Source organism: Georgenia sp. Z2081 (genome assembly GCF_055326445.1).
On the sequence record NZ_JBUZNK010000007.1, the window covers coordinates 153,046 to 170,873 of the forward strand.

Annotated in this window: 15 protein-coding genes; 6 read left to right on the forward strand and 9 right to left on the reverse strand. The window is 70.4% G+C overall.

The window, feature by feature from the left end; translation table 11 throughout:
* Nucleotides 1–6: 6 nt before the first annotated feature.
* Nucleotides 7–1,614, reverse strand: coding sequence for a phytoene desaturase family protein (locus ACZLKG_RS11070; protein ID WP_463648749.1), 1,608 nt, complete (start codon nucleotides 1,612–1,614; stop codon nucleotides 7–9).
* 5 nt (nucleotides 1,615–1,619) lie between these two features.
* Nucleotides 1,620–3,092: an aldehyde dehydrogenase family protein gene (locus ACZLKG_RS11075; RefSeq protein WP_425708947.1), complete on the reverse strand. Its 1,473-nt coding sequence runs from the start codon at nucleotides 3,090–3,092 to the stop codon at nucleotides 1,620–1,622.
* 153 nt (nucleotides 3,093–3,245) lie between these two features.
* On the opposite strand from ACZLKG_RS11075, the gene ACZLKG_RS11080 reads away from it, so the two are divergent.
* Together ACZLKG_RS11080 and ACZLKG_RS11085 are read left to right on the forward strand one after the other, a co-directional pair.
* Nucleotides 3,246–4,064: an SDR family NAD(P)-dependent oxidoreductase gene (locus tag ACZLKG_RS11080; RefSeq protein ID WP_425708948.1), complete on the forward strand. Its 819-nt coding sequence runs from the start codon at nucleotides 3,246–3,248 to the stop codon at nucleotides 4,062–4,064.
* The gene (locus ACZLKG_RS11085; protein WP_463648750.1) at nucleotides 4,061–5,062 is read left to right on the forward strand and encodes a substrate-binding domain-containing protein; all 1,002 of its coding nucleotides are present in this window, start codon (nucleotides 4,061–4,063) and stop codon (nucleotides 5,060–5,062) included. Before ACZLKG_RS11080 ends, ACZLKG_RS11085 begins: the two co-directional genes overlap by 4 nt.
* A 1-nt stretch (nucleotide 5,063) precedes the next feature.
* Here the strand turns inward: ACZLKG_RS11085 and ACZLKG_RS11090 are convergent, their stop codons facing one another.
* On the reverse strand, nucleotides 5,064–5,858 hold the full coding sequence (locus ACZLKG_RS11090) for an IclR family transcriptional regulator (protein ID WP_425708950.1): 795 nt from the start codon (nucleotides 5,856–5,858) through the stop codon (nucleotides 5,064–5,066).
* Between the two features lie 389 nt (nucleotides 5,859–6,247).
* Here ACZLKG_RS11090 and ACZLKG_RS11095 point away from each other — a divergent pair, with 389 nt between their 5' ends.
* On the forward strand, nucleotides 6,248–6,622 hold the full coding sequence (locus ACZLKG_RS11095; protein WP_463648751.1) for a nuclear transport factor 2 family protein: 375 nt from the start codon (nucleotides 6,248–6,250) through the stop codon (nucleotides 6,620–6,622).
* Between the two features lie 73 nt (nucleotides 6,623–6,695).
* Here the strand turns inward: ACZLKG_RS11095 and ACZLKG_RS11100 are convergent, their stop codons facing one another.
* Both ACZLKG_RS11100 and ACZLKG_RS11105 read right to left on the reverse strand, forming a co-directional pair.
* Nucleotides 6,696–7,928 carry a RuBisCO large subunit C-terminal-like domain-containing protein gene (locus ACZLKG_RS11100; protein ID WP_463648752.1) on the reverse strand — a complete coding sequence of 411 codons (1,233 nt, stop codon included), beginning with the start codon at nucleotides 7,926–7,928 and terminating at the stop codon, nucleotides 6,696–6,698.
* Entirely contained in the window at nucleotides 7,925–8,761 is an 837-nt protein-coding gene (locus ACZLKG_RS11105) for an HAD hydrolase family protein (RefSeq protein ID WP_463648753.1), read from the reverse strand. The genes ACZLKG_RS11100 and ACZLKG_RS11105 overlap by 4 nt, the downstream gene beginning before the upstream one ends.
* Before the next feature lie 152 nt (nucleotides 8,762–8,913).
* Between ACZLKG_RS11105 and glpK the strand changes: the two genes are divergently transcribed.
* Nucleotides 8,914–10,410, forward strand: coding sequence for a glycerol kinase GlpK (gene glpK / locus ACZLKG_RS11110; RefSeq protein ID WP_463648754.1), 1,497 nt, complete (start codon nucleotides 8,914–8,916; stop codon nucleotides 10,408–10,410).
* Nucleotides 10,411–10,441: 31 nt separating this feature from the next.
* Nucleotides 10,442–11,470, forward strand: coding sequence for an alcohol dehydrogenase catalytic domain-containing protein (locus tag ACZLKG_RS11115; protein ID WP_463648755.1), 1,029 nt, complete (start codon nucleotides 10,442–10,444; stop codon nucleotides 11,468–11,470).
* 73 nt (nucleotides 11,471–11,543) lie between these two features.
* Here the strand turns inward: ACZLKG_RS11115 and ACZLKG_RS11120 are convergent, their stop codons facing one another.
* Together ACZLKG_RS11120 and ACZLKG_RS11125 are read right to left on the reverse strand one after the other, a co-directional pair.
* Nucleotides 11,544–12,977: a 2-oxo acid dehydrogenase subunit E2 gene (locus ACZLKG_RS11120; RefSeq protein ID WP_463648756.1), complete on the reverse strand. Its 1,434-nt coding sequence runs from the start codon at nucleotides 12,975–12,977 to the stop codon at nucleotides 11,544–11,546.
* Nucleotides 12,978–13,007: 30 nt separating this feature from the next.
* Nucleotides 13,008–15,179 carry an alpha-ketoacid dehydrogenase subunit alpha/beta gene (locus ACZLKG_RS11125; RefSeq protein ID WP_463648757.1) on the reverse strand — a complete coding sequence of 724 codons (2,172 nt, stop codon included), beginning with the start codon at nucleotides 15,177–15,179 and terminating at the stop codon, nucleotides 13,008–13,010.
* Nucleotides 15,180–15,425: 246 nt separating this feature from the next.
* Between ACZLKG_RS11125 and ACZLKG_RS11130 the strand changes: the two genes are divergently transcribed.
* Nucleotides 15,426–16,160 (forward strand): GntR family transcriptional regulator, encoded by a 735-nt coding sequence (locus tag ACZLKG_RS11130; protein WP_425708958.1) that lies wholly within the window; start codon nucleotides 15,426–15,428, stop codon nucleotides 16,158–16,160.
* Nucleotides 16,161–16,181: 21 nt separating this feature from the next.
* On the opposite strand, the gene ACZLKG_RS11135 is transcribed toward ACZLKG_RS11130, so the two are convergent.
* Both ACZLKG_RS11135 and ACZLKG_RS11140 read right to left on the reverse strand, forming a co-directional pair.
* Nucleotides 16,182–16,946, reverse strand: a complete 765-nt coding sequence (locus tag ACZLKG_RS11135) for an HAD-IA family hydrolase (RefSeq protein WP_425708959.1) — start codon at nucleotides 16,944–16,946, stop codon at nucleotides 16,182–16,184.
* Complete coding sequence (locus ACZLKG_RS11140) at nucleotides 16,946–17,806, reverse strand: class II fructose-bisphosphate aldolase (protein ID WP_463648758.1); 861 nt, start codon at nucleotides 17,804–17,806, stop codon at nucleotides 16,946–16,948. The genes ACZLKG_RS11135 and ACZLKG_RS11140 overlap by 1 nt, the downstream gene beginning before the upstream one ends.
* Nucleotides 17,807–17,828: the final 22 nt, after the last annotated feature.

The window sequence follows — 17,828 nt, forward strand, 5'->3', positions numbered from 1 at the left end:
TTGCGTTCAGTCGGTGGCCGCCTCGAGGACGGATCGGACGTCCATCGGGGTCCACCAGGGTGTGAGGCCGAGGTCCTCGGCGATGACGCGCGAGGCGATGTAGCCACCGCCTCCGGAGATGCCGCCACCGGGGTGGGTCGGTGACCCGGCCATGTAGAGGTTCTCAATGGGCGTGCGGTAGCCGAAGTGGTTCCACATGGACTGCTCGCCGGCGAAGGAGCCGACGAAGATGTCGCCGTTCACCATGTTCGTGAACTCGCGGTGGTAGTCGTTCGCGGTGTAGGTGTAAACGTGCAGGATGTTGTCAGGCGTCAGGTTTGGCGCGTACTTCCGCCATTCGTCGAGCACCTTCTGCGCGATGTCTGCCTTGACGGCCTCGATGTTGTTCGGGTCCCCGCCGGGAGCGAACGGCATCGGGTACCAGGCGTAGGCAGTGTGATTGCCGGGGGGTGCCTGGCTCGGGTCGAACTGGGTGATGTGCCCGGTTCCGAACGAGACCAGGTCTGGGATCTGGCCGGCGGCCACCTGACTGTGCAGGCCGAACAGGTCCTCCATCGTCTCGGCGCCCACGTTGTACTTCAGCGACTTGTTGATGTTGGGGTTGAAGTCTGCTCCGACGTACTGCGGAGCCTCCTTGAGCGCGAGGTGAACGCCGAACAAGGTCCAGGCGGTCTGCTTGAAATTGTCGACCTTGGTGCGGTACGCCTGCGGAAGCTGGTCCTGCCCGACGAGCTTCGTGAACGTCTGGGGGACGTCGATCGTGCTGGCCACGAACTGGCGGGCCTTGAAGGAGCGCCCGTCCGAGAGCTCGACGCCGGTCGCGCGTCCGCCATCGACCACGATGCGCGAGACCTCGGCGTGGTTGATGAACGTGCCGCCGGCCTGGAGGAATCGCTCGTGCAGGCCGCGCGCGAGGTTCCAGCTCCCGCCGACGCACACCTGGTAGCCGGCGCTGAGGTCGAACCCTCGGACAGCCGAGCCCATCGGGCTCTTCTCCGAGACGGCGTCGTAGAGCACGGTGCCGAACAGAGAGAGCTTGAACAGCATGAGGAGCTGGATCCGCTCGTTGTCGAACAGCTCCTTGACGAGGTCGAGCGGCTGGTGGTCGATGATCTCGAGGAAGTCCCGGCCGATCGCGGTGCGGGAGAGGAGCTCGTTGCGCTCCGCCTCGGCCAGCGGCTCGGAGTAGCGTTCAGCGAGGAACACCATGTTACTGATGGCGTCGGCGCGTCGGTTCCAGTCGCGGAAGGTCTCGGCGTCCTTCTTGGACATCTGGGCTAGGGACGCGATGGTCTCCTCGGCGTCGCGGGAGATGACGAGCGATGTGCCGTCGAGGTGGGGTTGGGCGAACTCGTAGCGCGGCGTCACGTAGCGGACCGTGTCCGCAAGTCCGAGGTCCGTGAACCAGGGGCTGTCCGTGATGTTGAAGTGGTTGATCGAGTGCGGATTCTGGTAGAAGCCCGGCGGCCCCGGCTCGACCGTGCTCAGGCCGCCGCCGAACATGTTGCGCCGCTCGAGCACAGCGACCTTGAGCCCGAGCCTGGCCATGTAGGTCCCTAAGATGAGGCCGTGCTGACCCGAGCCGATGATGAGTCCGTCGTACATGTCCGTCATGTCGGTCAGTTCTCCGTCCGGATGAAGATGTTCTTGGTCTGGGCGTAGGAGTAGAGCTCGCCGAGGTCCTCCTCGCGCCCCACGCCGCTGTTCTTGGCGCCCCCGAACGGCGCACCGGGGATGTGCTGCGAGCTCGCGTTCACCCACACGTAGCCGGCCTCGAGGTCGCGCACTGCCGCGGTCGCGATGTCCAGCGAGGACGTCCATACGCTGGCGGTCAGTCCGAGCGGGAGCGCGTTGGCGTGGGCGATCACGTCTTCGTAGGTGTCGAAGGGGACGACGGCGAGGACGGGGCCGAAGATCTCCGTGTCGAGGATGCGGGAGTCGTGGGCCGCATCCGGGAACGAGAGCACCGTGGGTCGGACGAACAGACCGGACTCCGGCAGTTCCCCGTCTCCGGCGATGACCCTGGCGGCGGGGTCCTCCCGCCCCTCCGAGATGAACCGGCTCACGCGCTCGTGGTGCGACCGACTGACAAGGGCACCCATCTGCGAGTTCGGGTCGAACGGGTCGCCGACTACGAAACTGTTGAGCGCCTCGCTGAGCCCCGCCTCGACCTGCTCCACCAGAGAGCGGTGGACGAACAGGCGGGAGGTCGAGCCGCAGGACTGGCCCTGCCAGGTGAAGTTCATGCCATTGATCGCGCCGCGGACGGCCTCGTGGACGTCGGCATCGGGGAAGACGATGAGCGGGTTCTTGCCGCCGAGTTCAAGGGTGACGACCTTGACGACCTCCGACGCCGCCTGCCGCTGGATCTGCAGGCCCGTCTCGACGCTGCCGGTGAAGGCCACACGCGGTACGCGCGGATGCGCGGTGAGGCGGGCACCGACGTCGGCGCCAAGACCGGTGACGACGTTGACCACGCCCGCGGGCAGGATCTCCGCGGCCAGCTCGCCGATCCGGAGCGCGGAAAGCGAGGTGTGCTCCGACGGCTTGAGCACGACGGTGTTGCCGGCTACGAGCGGGGCACCGACGCCGCTCGCCGCGAACATCAGCGGGTGGTTGAAGGGGACGAGTCGGGCGACGACGCCGTACGGCTCCATCCGGGTGAAGTCGATCCCGCCGTCGGCGGGGATGGACTCGCCACGCAGCTGGAGGGCGAGTCCCGCGTAGTAGCGCAGGCGCTGGACGGCGAGACCGACGTCCTTGCGTAGGAGGTGGAGCGGGGTGCCGTTCTCCAGGGCGTCGATCGCCGCGAGCTCCTCCCCCGCGGCCTCGACGGCGTCGGCCAGCCTGGAGACCAGCCGGCCGCGTTCGATCGCGGGCACCCTGCGCCACGCGGCGAAGGACGCGTGCGCAGACTCGACGGCGCGGTCGACGTCGATGCTCGTCCCGTGGGGGAACGTGGCGACGATCTCGCCGGTCGCCGGCGCGACGACGTCGAGCTCTCGCCCGGACTCCGACGGCGTCACACGCCCGTCGATCACCATCCCCCAACGGCGCCGCACCAGTGCCCGCGCTTCCTCCAGGGTCGTCATCGACCCACCTCCGGTTCATCGAACGCGATCTGTTCGGCTAGACCGAACCTTGTACCGCTTGAACGAACATGCGTTACCGTACGCATCGAGAACAGCGACGTCAACCACATCTGAGCGACGCCGCCACAGCACCGCTCAACGACGGGAGACATCATGACCGCGACGACGCACGACGCCGCTTCGGGCGGCGACGCTCGCACGGGCGCGCCACCGCCCTTGCCCCTCGAGGGGCAGGCAGCGATCGTCACCGGTGGCGGGCAGGGCATCGGCCGCGCGTTCGCCCATGCGCTCGCGAACGCCGGCTCAGCCGTGGCCGTGGCGGACGTCGACGAGCGGGCGGCGCGTTCCGTGGCCGCGGAGCTCGCCGGCCTCGGGAACGGCTCCCTCGCCATACAGGTCGACGTCACCGACGAGGAGGCCGTCGCGATCGCCCTTCGCCGGGTGCTCGATGAGTTCGGCCGGATCGACACCCTCATCAACAACGCCGCGGTGTTCTCGAGCCTGACGATGAAGCCGTTCGAGGAGATTGCCGCCGACGAGTGGCGTCGGGTGCTCGACGTCAACCTCACCGGAATGTTCCTCACGACCCGCGCGGTCGCACCGGTCATGCGCGCGCAGCGGCGCGGATCGATCATCAACGTGTCGTCCGGGACCGTGCTGAACGGACGGCCGCTCTACCTGCACTACGTGACGTCGAAGGCCGGCGTCATCGGCATGACCCGGTCGCTCGCCCGCGAGCTCGGGACCCACGGCGTGACGGTCAACTCGATCTTGCCGGGCTCGGTCGACACCGGGATCGAACGCGCCTCCGCCCCGCCGGGCCCGAACGAGGGGATCCTCGCCGCACAGTCGCTCAAGTGGCGGCTTGGACCGGACGACATCACCGGCACTGCGGTCTTCCTCGCGAGCGACGCGGCTCGCGCCATGACCGGCCAGAGCCTCGTCCTCGACGCAGGATCGAGCTTCGTGTGAGCGCCGTCGCCGGGCCGGTCGAGCTCACCCTGGCCATCAACGACTCCGACCAGATCCGCGACCTGGCGACCGGACGGGTGCGCGTCGAGGGCGTCTCGCTGCGCACGGTCCACCACCCCGTCGAGGAGATCTTCTTCCGGCACACCCGGCATCGGGAATGGGACGTCTCCGAGCTCTCGATGGGTAAGTTCGTCGCCCTACGCAGTCGCGGGGACGACTCGCTCGTCGGGCTGCCCGTGTTTCCGTCGCGCGCGTTCCGCCACTCGGGCATCTTCGTGGCAGCCGACGGCCCGGTGGACGCGCCCGAACGGCTTGCCGGCGCGAGGATCGGGTTCCCCGAGTGGACCGTCACCGCCACGATCTATCAGCGCGCGCTGCTCCAGCACGAGTTCGGCCTGGACCTCACGGTGATCGACTGGGTGCAGGGCGGGATCAACGCACCTGGACGGATCGAGACCCTTCCGGTCCAGGTGCCCGAGGGAATCCGCATCCGCCCGGAGCGGGAACGCACGCTCAACGACCTACTGATCGACGGCGAGCTCGACGCGATCATCGTGCCGCACCCGCCGGAGGGCGCCACCGACGGAAGTGGGAAGCTCGTGCAGCTGTTCAGCGACAGCGCGACCGTGGAGGCCGAGTACTTCACTCGCACAGGGATCTTCCCGATCATGCACGTGGCGGTCCTCGACGCCACCGTCCACGAGCGCTACCCATGGGTGGCGGGCAACCTCGTGTCGGCCTTCACGAGGGCGAAGAACAACAGCCTCGCTCGGCTGCTCGACCCGACCGCACCGCAGTTCCCGCTGCCGTGGGGCGCCGACAGGGCGAGACAGGCTGCCTCCGTCGTCGGGGATGACTTCTGGCCCTACGGCGTGGCAGCCAACCGCACCACTCTCGAGGCCTTCCTCTCATACACCCACGAGCAGCGGCTGACGGAACGGCGGCTCGCGGTGGAGGACCTGTTCCCGGCGTCGCTACTGGAAACGTTCCGGGTGTAGGTCAGCGTCCGGCGGGCAGCAACTCGCCGATGCGCCGGGCGGCTGTAGCGAGGACTGCGGCTCGAGTGGGCGCCATGTCCTCGCGGAGACGCGCGGGCGGCGCCGACAGGGCAAGGGCAGCGAGCGGAGCGCCAGCAGCGTCCAGCACCGGGACCGCCACGGACGCGACGTCCTCCTCCGTCTCTCCGAAGCTCGTCGCGTAACCACGGTCGCGAGCCTCGTCGAGCAGGTGCTCGATACGTGTGGCGTCGGTGATGGTCCGGCTCGTCACAGCCGTCCAACCGGATCGGGGCGGACGACGTCGATCGTCGTCGTCGGGAAGGAACGCAAGCGCGACGCGTCCGGCGGCCGTCGCGTAGGCCGGCAGGGTGCCGCCCGTGCGTATGCCGACTCGGAGGGTGCGCGAGCTCTCCACGGAGTGGACGAAGAGGATCTGCGTGCCCTGCAGCACCGAGAGGTGCACGGTCTCGCCCAGCTCTTGAGCGAGGTCGACCATGATCGGGGCTGCTACGGACCGCAGGTCGAGACCGTCCACGAGCGTGACGGCAAGACCGACAAGGGCGGGCCCCGGGCGGTATGCGCGTCCCTCGTCCTGGACGGCGAAGTCGTGTGCGCTGAGCACCTGAAGGAGCCGATGGGCGGTCGACCGCGCGACGCCGAGCTCGGCCGCGGCATCAGTCACCCGTACGACCTGCTGGCCCCGGAACATCTCGAGAAGGCGCAGCGCGCTACCGACCGAACCCGTCGAGGCACGCGAACCGCTGCGCACACCGTCCACCCCGTCGTTCGGCGTCATCTGTCTCCCTTGCGTATTCGGCACAGCGGGCCGCCGTGCTCTCGCCGAGCGTAATGGCGCTGATCGCGCAGCATCCGGTCGACGATGCTTCAGAAGCCAGACCCGTCGGAGGTCGAGCACTGTGCGAACCTTGCCTACGATCTCGACGCGCGAGCTCTCGGGGTTCTCTCGAACCTTCACCGGACCGACATCGCGGGCCTGACCTCCTGGAACGTGCTGCACGACTACGTCGCGCCCCCCTTCCGGAGGGCGTCGGCTCGACGACGTGCCGGCCGAGGTATCTCTGGCCACGCCGGCGCCGGGTGGAGGACACGCGCACTCCTGCTTTCCCGTCGTCTTGAACGGCACCTCAGGGGTGGATGTGGTCTCGTACAGGCCTAACCTTGACCATGAGCACTCTCACGACAGACCACCTGCTCGCCCTCGAGCATCGGGGCTGGGACGCCCTGTGCAGCTCGACCGGCGGGAGCTTCTACGGCGGGCTGATGACTGCCGAGGCCGTGATGATCCTCGTCAACGGCATGGTCCTCGACCGGGCGACCGTCGCCCGGACCCTCGACGAGTCACCTCCGTGGTCCTCCTACTCCCTCACGGGGGCGCGCGTCGTGCCGACGGGCGAGCGGGCGGCCGCCCTGGTCTACACGGCGACGGCGTCCCGTCAGGGCGACGAGACGCCCTTCGTCGCCCTCATGGCGAGCCACTACTGCGTGGTCGACGGTGAGACGCGGCTGGCGCTCTACCAGCAGACGACCGTCACGCACTGACCAGCGGCAGGTCCTCGGCGGCTCTCCCGCCGCAGCCCGTACTCGCAGTTTGGGCAGCGGAAGCGGCAAGGGGTTACGGCTCGAGCGTGCCCCAGCGCTCGATCGCGACCCTGAGGTCGTCGTTCTCCGCCGCCGCCTCGCGGACGTCCCGCCCCGCCACGGCGGCCTCGATCGCGGCGTGCATCGCCCGGACGCCGGCTTCGGCCCCGCCCGGGTGGCCCTGGATGGCACCGCCGACGCCGAGCACCACATCGGCGCCGACCTCGTCGACGTAGCGGCGGACCGTGCCGGGGTGCACGCCGCCGCCGATGATCGGCGTGGTGCGGCGCAGTCCCGGACGCTCGGACGTCAGCGCGGCGGCGGTGCGCCGGTAGGCCAGGGGTGAGATCGGGTAGCCGCCGTAGGGGGTGTTGACGAGCGAGAGGTCGGCCCCGGCCAGTCGCGGCAGCAGGCCGTTGGCGAGGTCCGAGGACATGCCCGTCGTCGGGTTCTCGTAGTACGGCGCCGACCCGGCGAAGTGGCCGAGGACCGGGACCTCGACGGCCTCGGCGAGTGCCTGCATCGAGCCGTACCCGGCGTTGGCGTAGGCCACCATGACGCCCTCGGCGCCGGCGTCGACGGCCCGCCGGGCGGTCTCGAGCATCCGGTCGGGTCGGTCGGTGACGTTGACGAAGTACAGCGCCCGGCGGCCGGTCTCGTCGGCGGCCCGGTCGATGGCCTCGGTGTAGGCACGGACCCGGTCGACCACCGGCGAGAACTCGGTGTTGCCGAGCAGCTCGTCGTCCTTGATGAGGTCGACGCCGCCGAGCGCGGTGCGGTGGACGATCTCCGCCCCGGCCTGCGGGGTCAGCCCGGTGCAGGGCTTGACCATGTTGAGCAGCAGCGGGCGGTCGTGGACGCTCACGCGGTCGCGCAGTCCGTCGATCCCGTGGCGCGGGCCGGCGAACCGCGCCACCTGCTCCGGCGGCAGGTCGAGGCCCACGAGCTTGGCCTGGACGGAGGTCGAGGCGTCGTTGCCGATGACCGTGGTGAGCAGCTGCGGGATCGAGTCACCGACGTTGACCGCCGGCACGGCGATCGTGGCGATGTACCAGCTCCCCGTCGCCTCCGTTCCGACGAGGTCGGCGGCAGGGACCGGCTGAAGGTCGAGCACTCGCGCCTCGTGGGCCGCGCGGAGCTCGTCGGTCAGGCCCGGCACCGGCAGCCAGGTCCCGGTGGACTGCCCGACGGCGAACCGGCGCACCACCTCGTACGGGTCGGTGCCGGCGTCGATCCACAGGACGTAGGACGCACGGAGGAAACTCATCGCGGGCTCCTCGCCGTGAGCTCGCCGCTCAGCTGGTCCGCGAGCGCCTCGAGCACGACGGCGACCCCGTCCTCGCTGTTGGCGGGGGCGACCGCGGACGCTACTGCCTTGACCTCGTCACGGGCGTTGCCCACGGCGACGGGGGTGCCGATGCGGGTGAGCCAGGGGACGTCGTTGCCGCCGTCGCCCATGCCGAGGACCGCCCCGGCCGCGATGCCGTACCGCCCGAGCAGGTCCTCGAGGGCGTGCCACTTGTTCGCGTCCTCGGCGACGAACTCGAAGAACTCGTCCATCGATCGTGTGCCGCGGGGGTTGCGGGCGAGGATCGCGGGGGTCGCGGCGTCGAGCTGTGCGGCGGTGCCGAAGAGCATCGTCTTGGTGACCACCGGCGGGACCGAGCTCGTGTCACCGACGACGACGCCGTCCTCCCCGAGCATCCGGAGCATGTCCGCGCAGTCGCCCTCGCGGCTGACGTAGATGTCCGTCGTCGTCCACCACGTGACCTCGAGGCCGAGCTCGGTGCCGAGGTCGAGCAGGTCGCGCACCTCGCCGCGGTCCATGAGGCGCAGCGCGACGTCGGCGTTGGTGACCGGGTCGAACGTGATGGAGCCGTTGTTGCTCGCTACGAGGTTGGTCAGGCCCAGCCGCGTGGCGAGCTCGAGGGTGTTGCGCCGCGCGCGACCGGTCAGCAGGAACACGGGCACGCCCAGCTCGGCGACCCGGGAGATCGCCGCCGCGGTCCGGGCCGAGACGGTGTGGTCGTCCCGCGAGATCGTGCCGTCGACGTCGAGCCCGACGGCGCGGACGCCGGCCAGGGTCTCTGGGGCGAGCATGTGAACCTCCTTGGTCACTCCCACGACGACAGGCTATGCCGCCGCCCATGCGCCTAGACAACCATAGACAGGCGTTGACATGCCAGGGTGGGCGCCCTACCTTGCGAGCGGACGCAACGAGGCGACCGCCATCGACAATGAGGTGAGAGAGCATGGCCAGGTACATTCTCGGGATCGACGAGGGCACCACCAGCGCACGGGCGTTCGTCATCGACGAAGAGACCAACGTCGTGGGGTTCGCGCAGGCGGAGATCACGCAGCAGTACCCACGACCGGGCTGGATCGAGCACAACCCCAAGGAGATCCTCAGTACGCAGTTCGAGTCGATCCGTGCGGCGCTCCGGGACGCGAACCTGCAGCCCTCCGACCTCAGCGCGGTCGGGCTGACCAACCAGCGCGAGACCGGCATCGTCTGGGACAAGGAGACCGGGGAGCCGATCTACAACGCCATCGTGTGGGCCTCCCGCCACTCGGTGGAGGTCGTGGAGAAGTGGGTCGCCGACGGCATCGGCGACCTCATCCAGCAGCGCACCGGCCTCATCCCGGACGCCTACTACACGGCGTCGAAGATCCGCTGGATCCTCGACCAGGTGCCCGGCGCCCAGGCGCGCGCCGAGGCGGGCGAGCTGCTCGCCGGAACGGTCGACACCTGGTTGATCTGGAACCTCACCGGCCGCAAGGAGTTCGTCACCGAGACGTCGAACGCGTCGCGGACCATGATGATGAACCTCGAGACGCTCGACTGGGACGACGAGCTCCTCGGCCACTACGGGATCCCCCGCCACATGCTCGCCCGCATCGCCTCCAGCGGCGAGGTCTTCGGCGACATCAGCGCCACCTTCGGCGCGCCGGTGCCGATCGGCTCCAACCTCGGCGACCAGCAGGCCGGACTGTTCGGTCAGGCCGCCTACCGCGAGGGCCTGTCGAAGATGACCTACGGGACGGCCGGCGTGCTCAACATCAACTCCGGTTCGAAGCCGCGCCCGATCGAGGGGCTCACCCCGTCCGTGGGCTGGACGATCGGCGGGGAGACGACCTACGAGATCGAGGGCGTCCTGTTCGCCATGGGCAAGACGATGCAGTGGCTGCGCGACGACCTGCAGCTCATCCACTCGGCGCCGGACTCGGAGTGGTACGCCGGCCAGGTGCAGAGCACCGAGGGCGTCTACCTGGTCCCGGCGTTCACGGGGCTCGCCGCCCCCAACTGGGACCCGCACGCCCGCGCCGCGATCATCGGCATGAGCAACGCAACCACGCGGCTGCACGTCATCCGCGCCGCCGTGGAGTCGATGGTCTTCCAGACCCGCGACGTGGTCGAGGCGGCCGCCAAGGGCGAGCTCGGGGTGAGCATCTCCGAGCTGCGCGTCGACGGCGGCGCGGTACGCAACAACCTGCTGTGCCAGATGCAGGCGAACATCCTCGGCATCCCGGTGGTGCGCCCGAAGAACGCCGAGGCGACGATCTTCGGCGCCATGCTCCTCGCCGGTCTCTCGACTGGCATCTACGCCGACCTCGAGGAGCTGGAGTCGAAGTGGGAGGTCGACCAGGTCTTCGAGCCGACCATGTCCCGCGACCAGGCCGACTCGCTCTACGAAGGCTGGCAGCGGGCGGTCGAGCTCACCAAGGGCTGGAACCGCCCCCGGTCCTGACCAGGAAGGCACTCAGCAGGAAGGCACTCAGATGCGCGCACTGGTCAAGTACGCGTCCGGCCCCGGGAACGTCGAGCTGCGCGACGTGCCGGCACCGACCCTCGCCACGGGCACGGTCCTGCTCGACGTCGACGCCGTCGCGGTCTGCGGCACCGACCGGGCGGCGATCGAGGGCGGTCACGACTTCCGTGTGCCGCGCATCCTCGGCCACGAGGTCGCCGGCACCGTCGCGGAGATCGGTGCCGGCGCGGACCGTCCGGACCTCGCGGTGGGCGACCGGGTGACGGTCGAGACCGACGCATACCTGTGCATGCGCTGCGCGTACTGCCGGGCCGAGCAGTACAACCGGTGCCCGCACCGGCTCGGTATCGGCACCACCACCGACGGCGGGCTCGCCGAGCAGCTCGTCATGCCGGCCCGGGCGCTGCATGCGCTGCCCGAGAACGTCTCGCAGGTCGTGGGGGCGCTCACCGAGCCGACGGCGGTCGCCGTGCACGGGGTCGTCGAGCAGAGCCCCTCCCTGGCCGGCGAGGTGGTGGTCGTCGTCGGCCCGGGGGCGGTCGGCATGCTCACCGCCCAGGTGGCCCGGGCGGTCGGCGCCACGGTCGTCCTCGTGGGCCGAGCGCGGCACACGGACAAGCTCGCCGCGGCGAGTCGGACGGGTATCCAGCACGCCGTCGACGCCGACACCACCGACCTCCCGGAGCTCGTCTCCCGGCTCACCGGCGGCTACGGCGCGCACAGCGTCTTCGAGTGCAGCGGCGGCGAGGGCGTGATCGAGTCGTTGCCGCCGCTGCTGCGCCGCGGGGGCCGGATCGTCCTGCTCGCCTTCTACCGGACCCCGCCGACGCTCGACATCGACCGGGCGACCAACCACGAGCTGGAGGTCGTGGGGTCCCGCGGCAAGCGCGCCTCGAGCTTCCGCACGGCGCTCCGCCTCATGGCCTCAGGCGCGGTCGACCCGGGTGCGGTCGTCGAGGAGGTGCTCCCGCTCGAGGAGTGGGAGCGCGGGATGGAGCTCGTCGGACGAGGAGCCAAGGTGGTGCTCCAGGTCCGCTGAGCGGACCGCCCGGCACACGGCAGCATGGCGAGGGGCCCGACCGGTCGGTCGGGCCCCTCGCCATGTCCACCCGTCACACCAGCATGGTCAGCGGATTCTCGAGGAGCTCGCGGAGCCGGGCGAACCAGGTGGCGGCCAACGCCCCGTCCACGGGCCGGTGGTCGACCGACAGGGTGAGTCCGACGACGGTCGCCGGCTCGAGCCCACCCTCGTCGGTGACGGCCGCGATCTTCCGCGCGGCGCCGACCGCGAGGATCCCCGCCTGGGGCGGGTTGATGATCGCGGAGAACTCGTCGACGCCGAACATCCCGAGGTTCGTCACGGTGAACGACCCGCCCTCGAGCTCGTCCTGCTTGAGTCGACCCTCGTTCGCCCGCTGCGCGAAGTCCTTGACCCGGGTGGAGACGGTCGTGAGCGGGAGCTGGTCGGCCCCGCGGATCACCGGGGTGACGAGGCCCTTGTCGCTCGCGATCGCGACGCCGACGTCGGAGCGCTCGTAGGACCGGACGTAGTCGTCCGCCCACGTGACGTTGACGTCCGGGACGTCCTGCAGCGCGCGGGCGACGGCCTTGACGAAGAAGTCGTTGACCGAGACCCGCACCGGTGCGCCCTCGTTGATCTCCGCGCGGAGCGCGAGCAGCCGGTCCACGCGCACGTCGCCGCGCAGGTAGAAGTGCGGGGCGACCTGCTTGCTCTCCTGCAGGCGGGCGGCCACGAACCGGCGCAGCCGGCTGTGCGGGACATCCGTGTACCCCTGCGCACCCGCCGCGGCGGGTCCCGCCGGTGCCGCTGCTGCCGACGGAGCTGCGGCGGCGGGTGCCTCCGCCTGCTGCCTCGCCTGCGACAGCGCGGCCTCGACGTCCTTGCGGACGATACGGCCGCCCGGACCGGTCCCGGTGAGCGCACGGATGTCCAGGTCGTTCTCCCGGGCGATCTTCCGGGCGATCGGGCTGGAGAAGATCCGCCCGTGCTCGTTGCCGCCGGTCCCCCGCCCAGTGGCCGGGGCCGTGGGAGCCGCCTCGGCCGGCGCCGGTTGCCCCGACGCGGCCTGCGCGTCCGCCGCCGCGGGCAGCGCGGCGGGCTCGGCCCCGTCGGCGTCGGTCTCGGGGGCGATCGCCTCGGCGGGCACCTCGACGTCCGTCGGGGCGGAACCGCTCGGGGCGGCCTCGTTCGCGGCCCCCGGGCTCGCGTCGTCGCCCTGCGCTGCGCCACCGGCCGGCGCGCCGCCGAGCTGCGCGAGCAGGTCCTCGGCCGCGGAGGCGTCCTCGCCGACGTCGAGGAGGACCGCGATGGGGTCGCTGACCCCGACCGTGGCACCGCCGTCGACCAGGAGCGTGTGGACGACCGCGGCGTCGTCGGCCTCGATGTCGACCACGGCCTTCTCGGTTTCGACCTCGGCCACGACGTCGCCGGCGGCGACGGTGGCCCCGGCCTCGATCGACCACTGACTGAGTATCGCGGTGTCGGCGTCGGCGGAGACGCCGGGCATCCGGAGGAACTTCGCCATGAGTTCTCGCCCTCTCTCGTCGGTGGCGGGTCAGACGGACCTGAGTGCGGACACGATGGCGTCCGTGGACGCCAGCGCGGCCCGCTCGAGGATCTTGGAGATGCTCGGCGAGGACTCGCTGCCGTGCACGCGGGTGACCGGGGCGTCGAGCCAGTCGAAGAAGCGGCGCTGGATCTCGTCGCTCAGCCAGCCCCCGTAGGAGGTGCCGATTGGCCCCTGCTCGACGATGACGACGCGGTTGGTCTTGCGGATCGACTCGCCGATCGTGCTCCAGTCGATGCTCGCCATGTCGAGCCAGCGCAGGTCGATGACCTCGCCGTCGACCCCGGCGGTCTCGACGGCCTCGAGCGCCCGGCGGACCATCGACAGGTAGCTGATGACCGTGACGTCGGACCCGGTGCGCCGCACGGCGGCCTGGCCCACCGGGAGGCAGAAGTCGAGGTCGTCGACGGGCGCGGGCCCATCGGTCTTGTACAGGTCGGCGTCGTGCTCGAGCACCGCGACCGGATCCTTGAGGCGCATCGCGCTGTTGAGCAGCCCGACGTACTCCAGCGGGGTCGACGGCGCGATGATCCGCCAGCCGACCGACGTGGCGAGGATGCCGGCGGGGTCCATCGAGTGCTGCGACCCGTAGCCGGTGCCCGTGCCGATCTTGATGCGCATGAGCAGCGGCATGTCGTGGTCGCCGCCGAACATGTGGCGGGCCTTGCCGATCTGGTTGAAGATCTGGTCGGCCGCGACCCAGATGAAGTCGGCGTACATGAGCTCGACGACCGGGTAGTAGCGACCGTCCAGCGCAACGCCGCCGCCGAGGCCCGTGAAGGCGGCCTCGCTGATCGGGGTCCCGAGCACGCGGTCGGGGAAGTCGGTGGCCAGGCCCTTCGTGGCGCCGCGGGACCCTCCGTTGAGCTTGTGGACGTCCTCGCCGAGCACCATGATCGACTCGTCCTCGGACATCCGCCGGTGCATGACCTCGGCGACGACCTCGACGAACTTGCGGTCCTCGACCTCGTCGGGGCCGAAGTCGGCGGTCTCGCGCACCTTGGCCGACCCGAGGTCCTCCGGGCCGCGGATGCCGACGTCGATGAAGTCCGTGTCCGGCCACAGCTCGGGCCGGATGCGCTGCGTGCCCGGCTTGCCGTCCGGGTCGGGCTCGACGAGCTCGGCGGATATCTCGGCCATCGTGCTCTTGGCGCTCGACCGGAGGGCCGCGGTCTCGTCCTCGGTGAGGATGCCGCGGCGCAGCAGCTGGGCGTCCATCTGCCGGATCGGGTCGCGGTCCTTCCAGTGGGTCTCCTCCTCCTTCGAGCGATACCCGAAGGCGCTGCCCGGGAACGGGCCGTTCTGGTGGAAGTGCCGGTAGGTGTCGACCTCGATGACCGTGGGGCCGCCGCCGGAGCGCATGACCTCGAGGGCCTCCTGCATGGCCAGGTAGACGGCGACGGTGTCCATGCCGTCGACCTTCCAGCTGGGGATGCCGAAGCCGGGGCCGCGCCCGGAGAGCCGGGGCTCGCCGGTGGCCTCCTCGGCCGTGGTCGAGACGGCGTACTGGTTGTTCTCGATGAAGAAGCACACCGGGAGCTTCCACGCGGCGGCCAGGTTGAGCGTCTCGAGCACGGAGCCGATGTTGACTGCGCCGTCGCCGAAGTAGGTGACGGACACGTTGTCGGAGCCCGCGTGCTTGTTCGCCCAGGCGAACCCGGAGGCGAAGGGGACGGCGCCGCCGACGATGGCGTTGGTGCCCATCGCGCCGGCCTCCTTCCACTGCAGGTGCATCGACCCGCCGCGCCCGCGGCAGTAGCCCTGCGCGAGGCCGGCGATCTCGGCGAGGCTGCGGCGCAGCACGGTGCGGATGTCGTCCGGGACGCCGTCGCGCAGGTCGAACCCGTCGGGACGCACGAAACCGAACGCCTTGGCGAGGAACTGGTGGTGGCCCCGGTGCGAGCCGTTGATGTGGTCGGCGCCCACGAGCGGGAAGATCGAGCCGACGGCCCCGCCCTCCTGGCCGATGCTGGAGTGCGCCGGACCGTTGATGAGCTTCTGCCCCGCGAGGTCCAGCACCTCCTCCTCGAAGGCCCGCACGAGGTGGAGCTGGGTCGCCATCGCGACCAGGACGTCCGGGTCGATCGCGTCCCAGTCGTCGTCCGTGCTGGTCAGCTCGACCCAGTCGACCGAAGGCTCGAGAGCTGTCTTCTTTGGCATGGTGCACTCTTCTCGATCTGCTCGTGGTGCCGTCGTTGGCCGGTCGCACGCCGCCGCCTGGCCGTAGCATGGCGTTCCGAGGAGGCCCGTGGAACCGGGTCGCCCCGGCACCGCGGCCGCCTCGGTCGCGAGCGCGACATTACCTTCACTATACATCTCTAGACAAGTTGTAAGGAGTGCGTGACGCTTGACCTGTAAGGACACGTCCTGCCCGGCCGTCGTGGGCCGTAGAACTGGAACCGAGAGATGACCGAGACCCTCAGCCGTACCGGCCCCATCCCGATGTACGTGCAGCTGACGAACATCCTGCGCGAGAAGATCGAGGCCGGCGAGTGGCAGTCCAACGAGAAGATCCCGTCGGAGAACGAGCTCAACAGGCTGTACGGGATCTCCCGGATGACGGCCCGCCAGGTGCTCGCCCAGCTCGTCAACGAGGGCCTGCTCTTCCGCGTCCAGGGCAAGGGGACGTTCGTGGCGCCGAGCAAGATCGCCACGCGCTCGCCGTCCTACAAGGGCATCCGCGAACAGCTCGAGCAGATGGGGTACACGACCAGCACCCGCCTGCTCAGCGAGGAGCTCGTCGTCGCCGACCGCCACCTCGCCGAGCGGCTCGCCCTGCCCGACGGCGCCCCGGTGCACAAGATCCGCCGGCTGCGCACGGTCGACGACGAGCCCATCAGCCTCCACGAGTCCTACATCCCCCAGCGCCTGGCCGAGGACCTCCTCGAGCACGACGCCGCCCAGCAGCAGCTGTGCGTCATCCTCGAGCAGCACTACGACCTGGTCATGGGGCGCATCGTCGAGACGCTGGAGTCCGGGACGCCGAGCCCGGCCGACGCGAAGCTGCTCGGCGTGGGGCGCAACGCTCCCCTGCTCGTGCTGCGCCAGGAGATCTCCACGCCGTCGGGCCAGCGGTTCGAGTACTCCAAGGTCACGTTCCGCGGCGACAAGGTGCGGCTCACCTTCGAGTACGAGATCTGACCCCCATCTCGCCCGACCGCCTCAGGGGGCGAGGAGCAGCGCCTCGAGGGAGGCGACGTCGACGACCCCGAGGTTGAGCACGTCCGCGCCCGCACGCACGGCGGTCGCGTCGTCCGGCTCGCCCAGGTGGTCGACGACGACAGAGGCCGCGGGGAAGTCGTCGTCGCGCGTGAAGTGGCTGAGCGTGACGACGTGGGTGAGTCCCGCGGCTGCGGCGGCCTTGGCGCCCGCCTCGGAGTCCTCGACGACGACGGCCTCGCCGCGCTCGACCCCGAGCTCGCGCACGGCGAGCTCGTAGATGTCCGGCGCGGGCTTCTTCGCGGGCACGACGTCCCCGGCCCACACGCCGTCGACGCGCGCGTAGAGGTCCTCCCCGACGACGGACCGCAGGACGGCGCGCACGCTCTTCTCGGCCGAGGTCGAGGCGACGGCGACCTTCCAACCGGCGTCGAGCGCCTCCCCGATGAGGCGGCGCACGCCCGGCCGGCCGGGCAGCGCCCCGGCCTCGACGAGCTCGACGTAGATCTCGCTCTTGCGCCGGTGCGCGGCGGCGACCGTCTCGTCGACGTCCGGCGCGGACGCGACGTCCAGCTCGGGGTGCTCGGCGAGGTAGGCGCGCATGCGCTCCTTGCCGCCGCCGACCTTGAGCAGCCGCGCGTACTCCTCGGCGCTCCAGCGGAAGGGCAGGCCCAGCTCCTCGAAGGTCTGGTTGAAGGCGACGAGGTGACCGTCGAGCTCGGTGTCGGCGAGGACGCCGTCGCAGTCCAGGATCAGCGCGCGGGCCATCACGCGGCCCTCCCCGCGGAGCGGAAGATCTCGGCGTGCTCGGTGAGGACCTTCGCCACGTCCTCGGCGATCGCGGCGAAGAGCTTGACCGGCTCCCACTTGCCCGTGCGCTCGCACTCGGCGAGGTGCGCCTGCGCGCCCTTCATGTAGGCGAGCTTGAGCGCCGTGGAGATGTTGATCTTGGCCACGCCGGCGTCGATGAACGCGTGGAAGTCCGCCTCGGTCAGGCCCGTGCCGCCGTGCAGGACGATCGGCACCTCGGTCTTCGAGACGAGCTCGGCGGCCCGGTCGACGCGCAGCTCCGGGGACGCCGTGTACAGGCCGTGGGCGGTGCCGAGCTGCGGGGCCAGGGTGTCGGCCCCGGTGTCCCCGGCGACCTCGATCAGCTGGTCGACCGTGTAGGCGTGCACGGCCTCGTCGGAGCCGACGCCGTCCTCGACCCCGATGATGTTCTCGATCTCCGACTCGACGGCGACGCCGGCCGCGTGCGCCTCGGCGACGACCTCCGTCGTCTCCGCCCAGGCGGTCTCCAGGGGGCGGTCCGAGGCGTCGAACAGGACGGAGTCCCAGCCGTGCCGGATGCACTCGGTGATGACCGCGCGGTCCGGGCAGTGATCGAGGTGCAGGGAGACCGGGACCGACACGTTGCGCGCCGCGGCGTGCGCGGCGAAGGCGAGCTGCTCGGCGCCGATGAGCTTCACGGTCTTCACCGACGTCTGGAGGATGACGGGCGAGCCGACGGACTCGGCCGCGTCGACCACGGCGCGGATCGAGTGGTCGTCGACGATGTTGACCGCGGGGACCGCGTACCCGCCCTCGCGGGCGGCCCGCACGAGATCGAGCGTCTTGGCGATGGTCATTGGAGTTCCTTCCCGATGGCGC

What these genes read in the sequence shown, in the direction of transcription:
- ACZLKG_RS11070 (WP_463648749.1), bottom strand. Translation starts at nt 1,614, where the DNA reads ATGACGGACATGTACGACGGACTCATCATCGGCTCGGGTCAGCACGGC.
- ACZLKG_RS11075 (WP_425708947.1), bottom strand. Translation starts at nt 3,092, where the DNA reads ATGACGACCCTGGAGGAAGCGCGGGCACTGGTGCGGCGCCGTTGGGGG.
- ACZLKG_RS11080 (WP_425708948.1), top strand. Translation starts at nt 3,246, where the DNA reads ATGACCGCGACGACGCACGACGCCGCTTCGGGCGGCGACGCTCGCACG.
- ACZLKG_RS11090 (WP_425708950.1), bottom strand. Translation starts at nt 5,858, where the DNA reads ATGACGCCGAACGACGGGGTGGACGGTGTGCGCAGCGGTTCGCGTGCC.
- ACZLKG_RS11095 (WP_463648751.1), top strand. Translation starts at nt 6,248, where the DNA reads ATGAGCACTCTCACGACAGACCACCTGCTCGCCCTCGAGCATCGGGGC.
- ACZLKG_RS11100 (WP_463648752.1), bottom strand. Translation starts at nt 7,928, where the DNA reads ATGAGTTTCCTCCGTGCGTCCTACGTCCTGTGGATCGACGCCGGCACC.
- ACZLKG_RS11105 (WP_463648753.1), bottom strand. Translation starts at nt 8,761, where the DNA reads ATGCTCGCCCCAGAGACCCTGGCCGGCGTCCGCGCCGTCGGGCTCGAC.
- glpK (WP_463648754.1), top strand. Translation starts at nt 8,914, where the DNA reads ATGGCCAGGTACATTCTCGGGATCGACGAGGGCACCACCAGCGCACGG.
- ACZLKG_RS11115 (WP_463648755.1), top strand. Translation starts at nt 10,442, where the DNA reads ATGCGCGCACTGGTCAAGTACGCGTCCGGCCCCGGGAACGTCGAGCTG.
- ACZLKG_RS11120 (WP_463648756.1), bottom strand. Translation starts at nt 12,977, where the DNA reads ATGGCGAAGTTCCTCCGGATGCCCGGCGTCTCCGCCGACGCCGACACC.
- ACZLKG_RS11125 (WP_463648757.1), bottom strand. Translation starts at nt 15,179, where the DNA reads ATGCCAAAGAAGACAGCTCTCGAGCCTTCGGTCGACTGGGTCGAGCTG.
- ACZLKG_RS11130 (WP_425708958.1), top strand. Translation starts at nt 15,426, where the DNA reads ATGACCGAGACCCTCAGCCGTACCGGCCCCATCCCGATGTACGTGCAG.
- ACZLKG_RS11135 (WP_425708959.1), bottom strand. Translation starts at nt 16,946, where the DNA reads ATGGCCCGCGCGCTGATCCTGGACTGCGACGGCGTCCTCGCCGACACC.
- ACZLKG_RS11140 (WP_463648758.1), bottom strand. Translation starts at nt 17,806, where the DNA reads ATGACCATCGCCAAGACGCTCGATCTCGTGCGGGCCGCCCGCGAGGGC.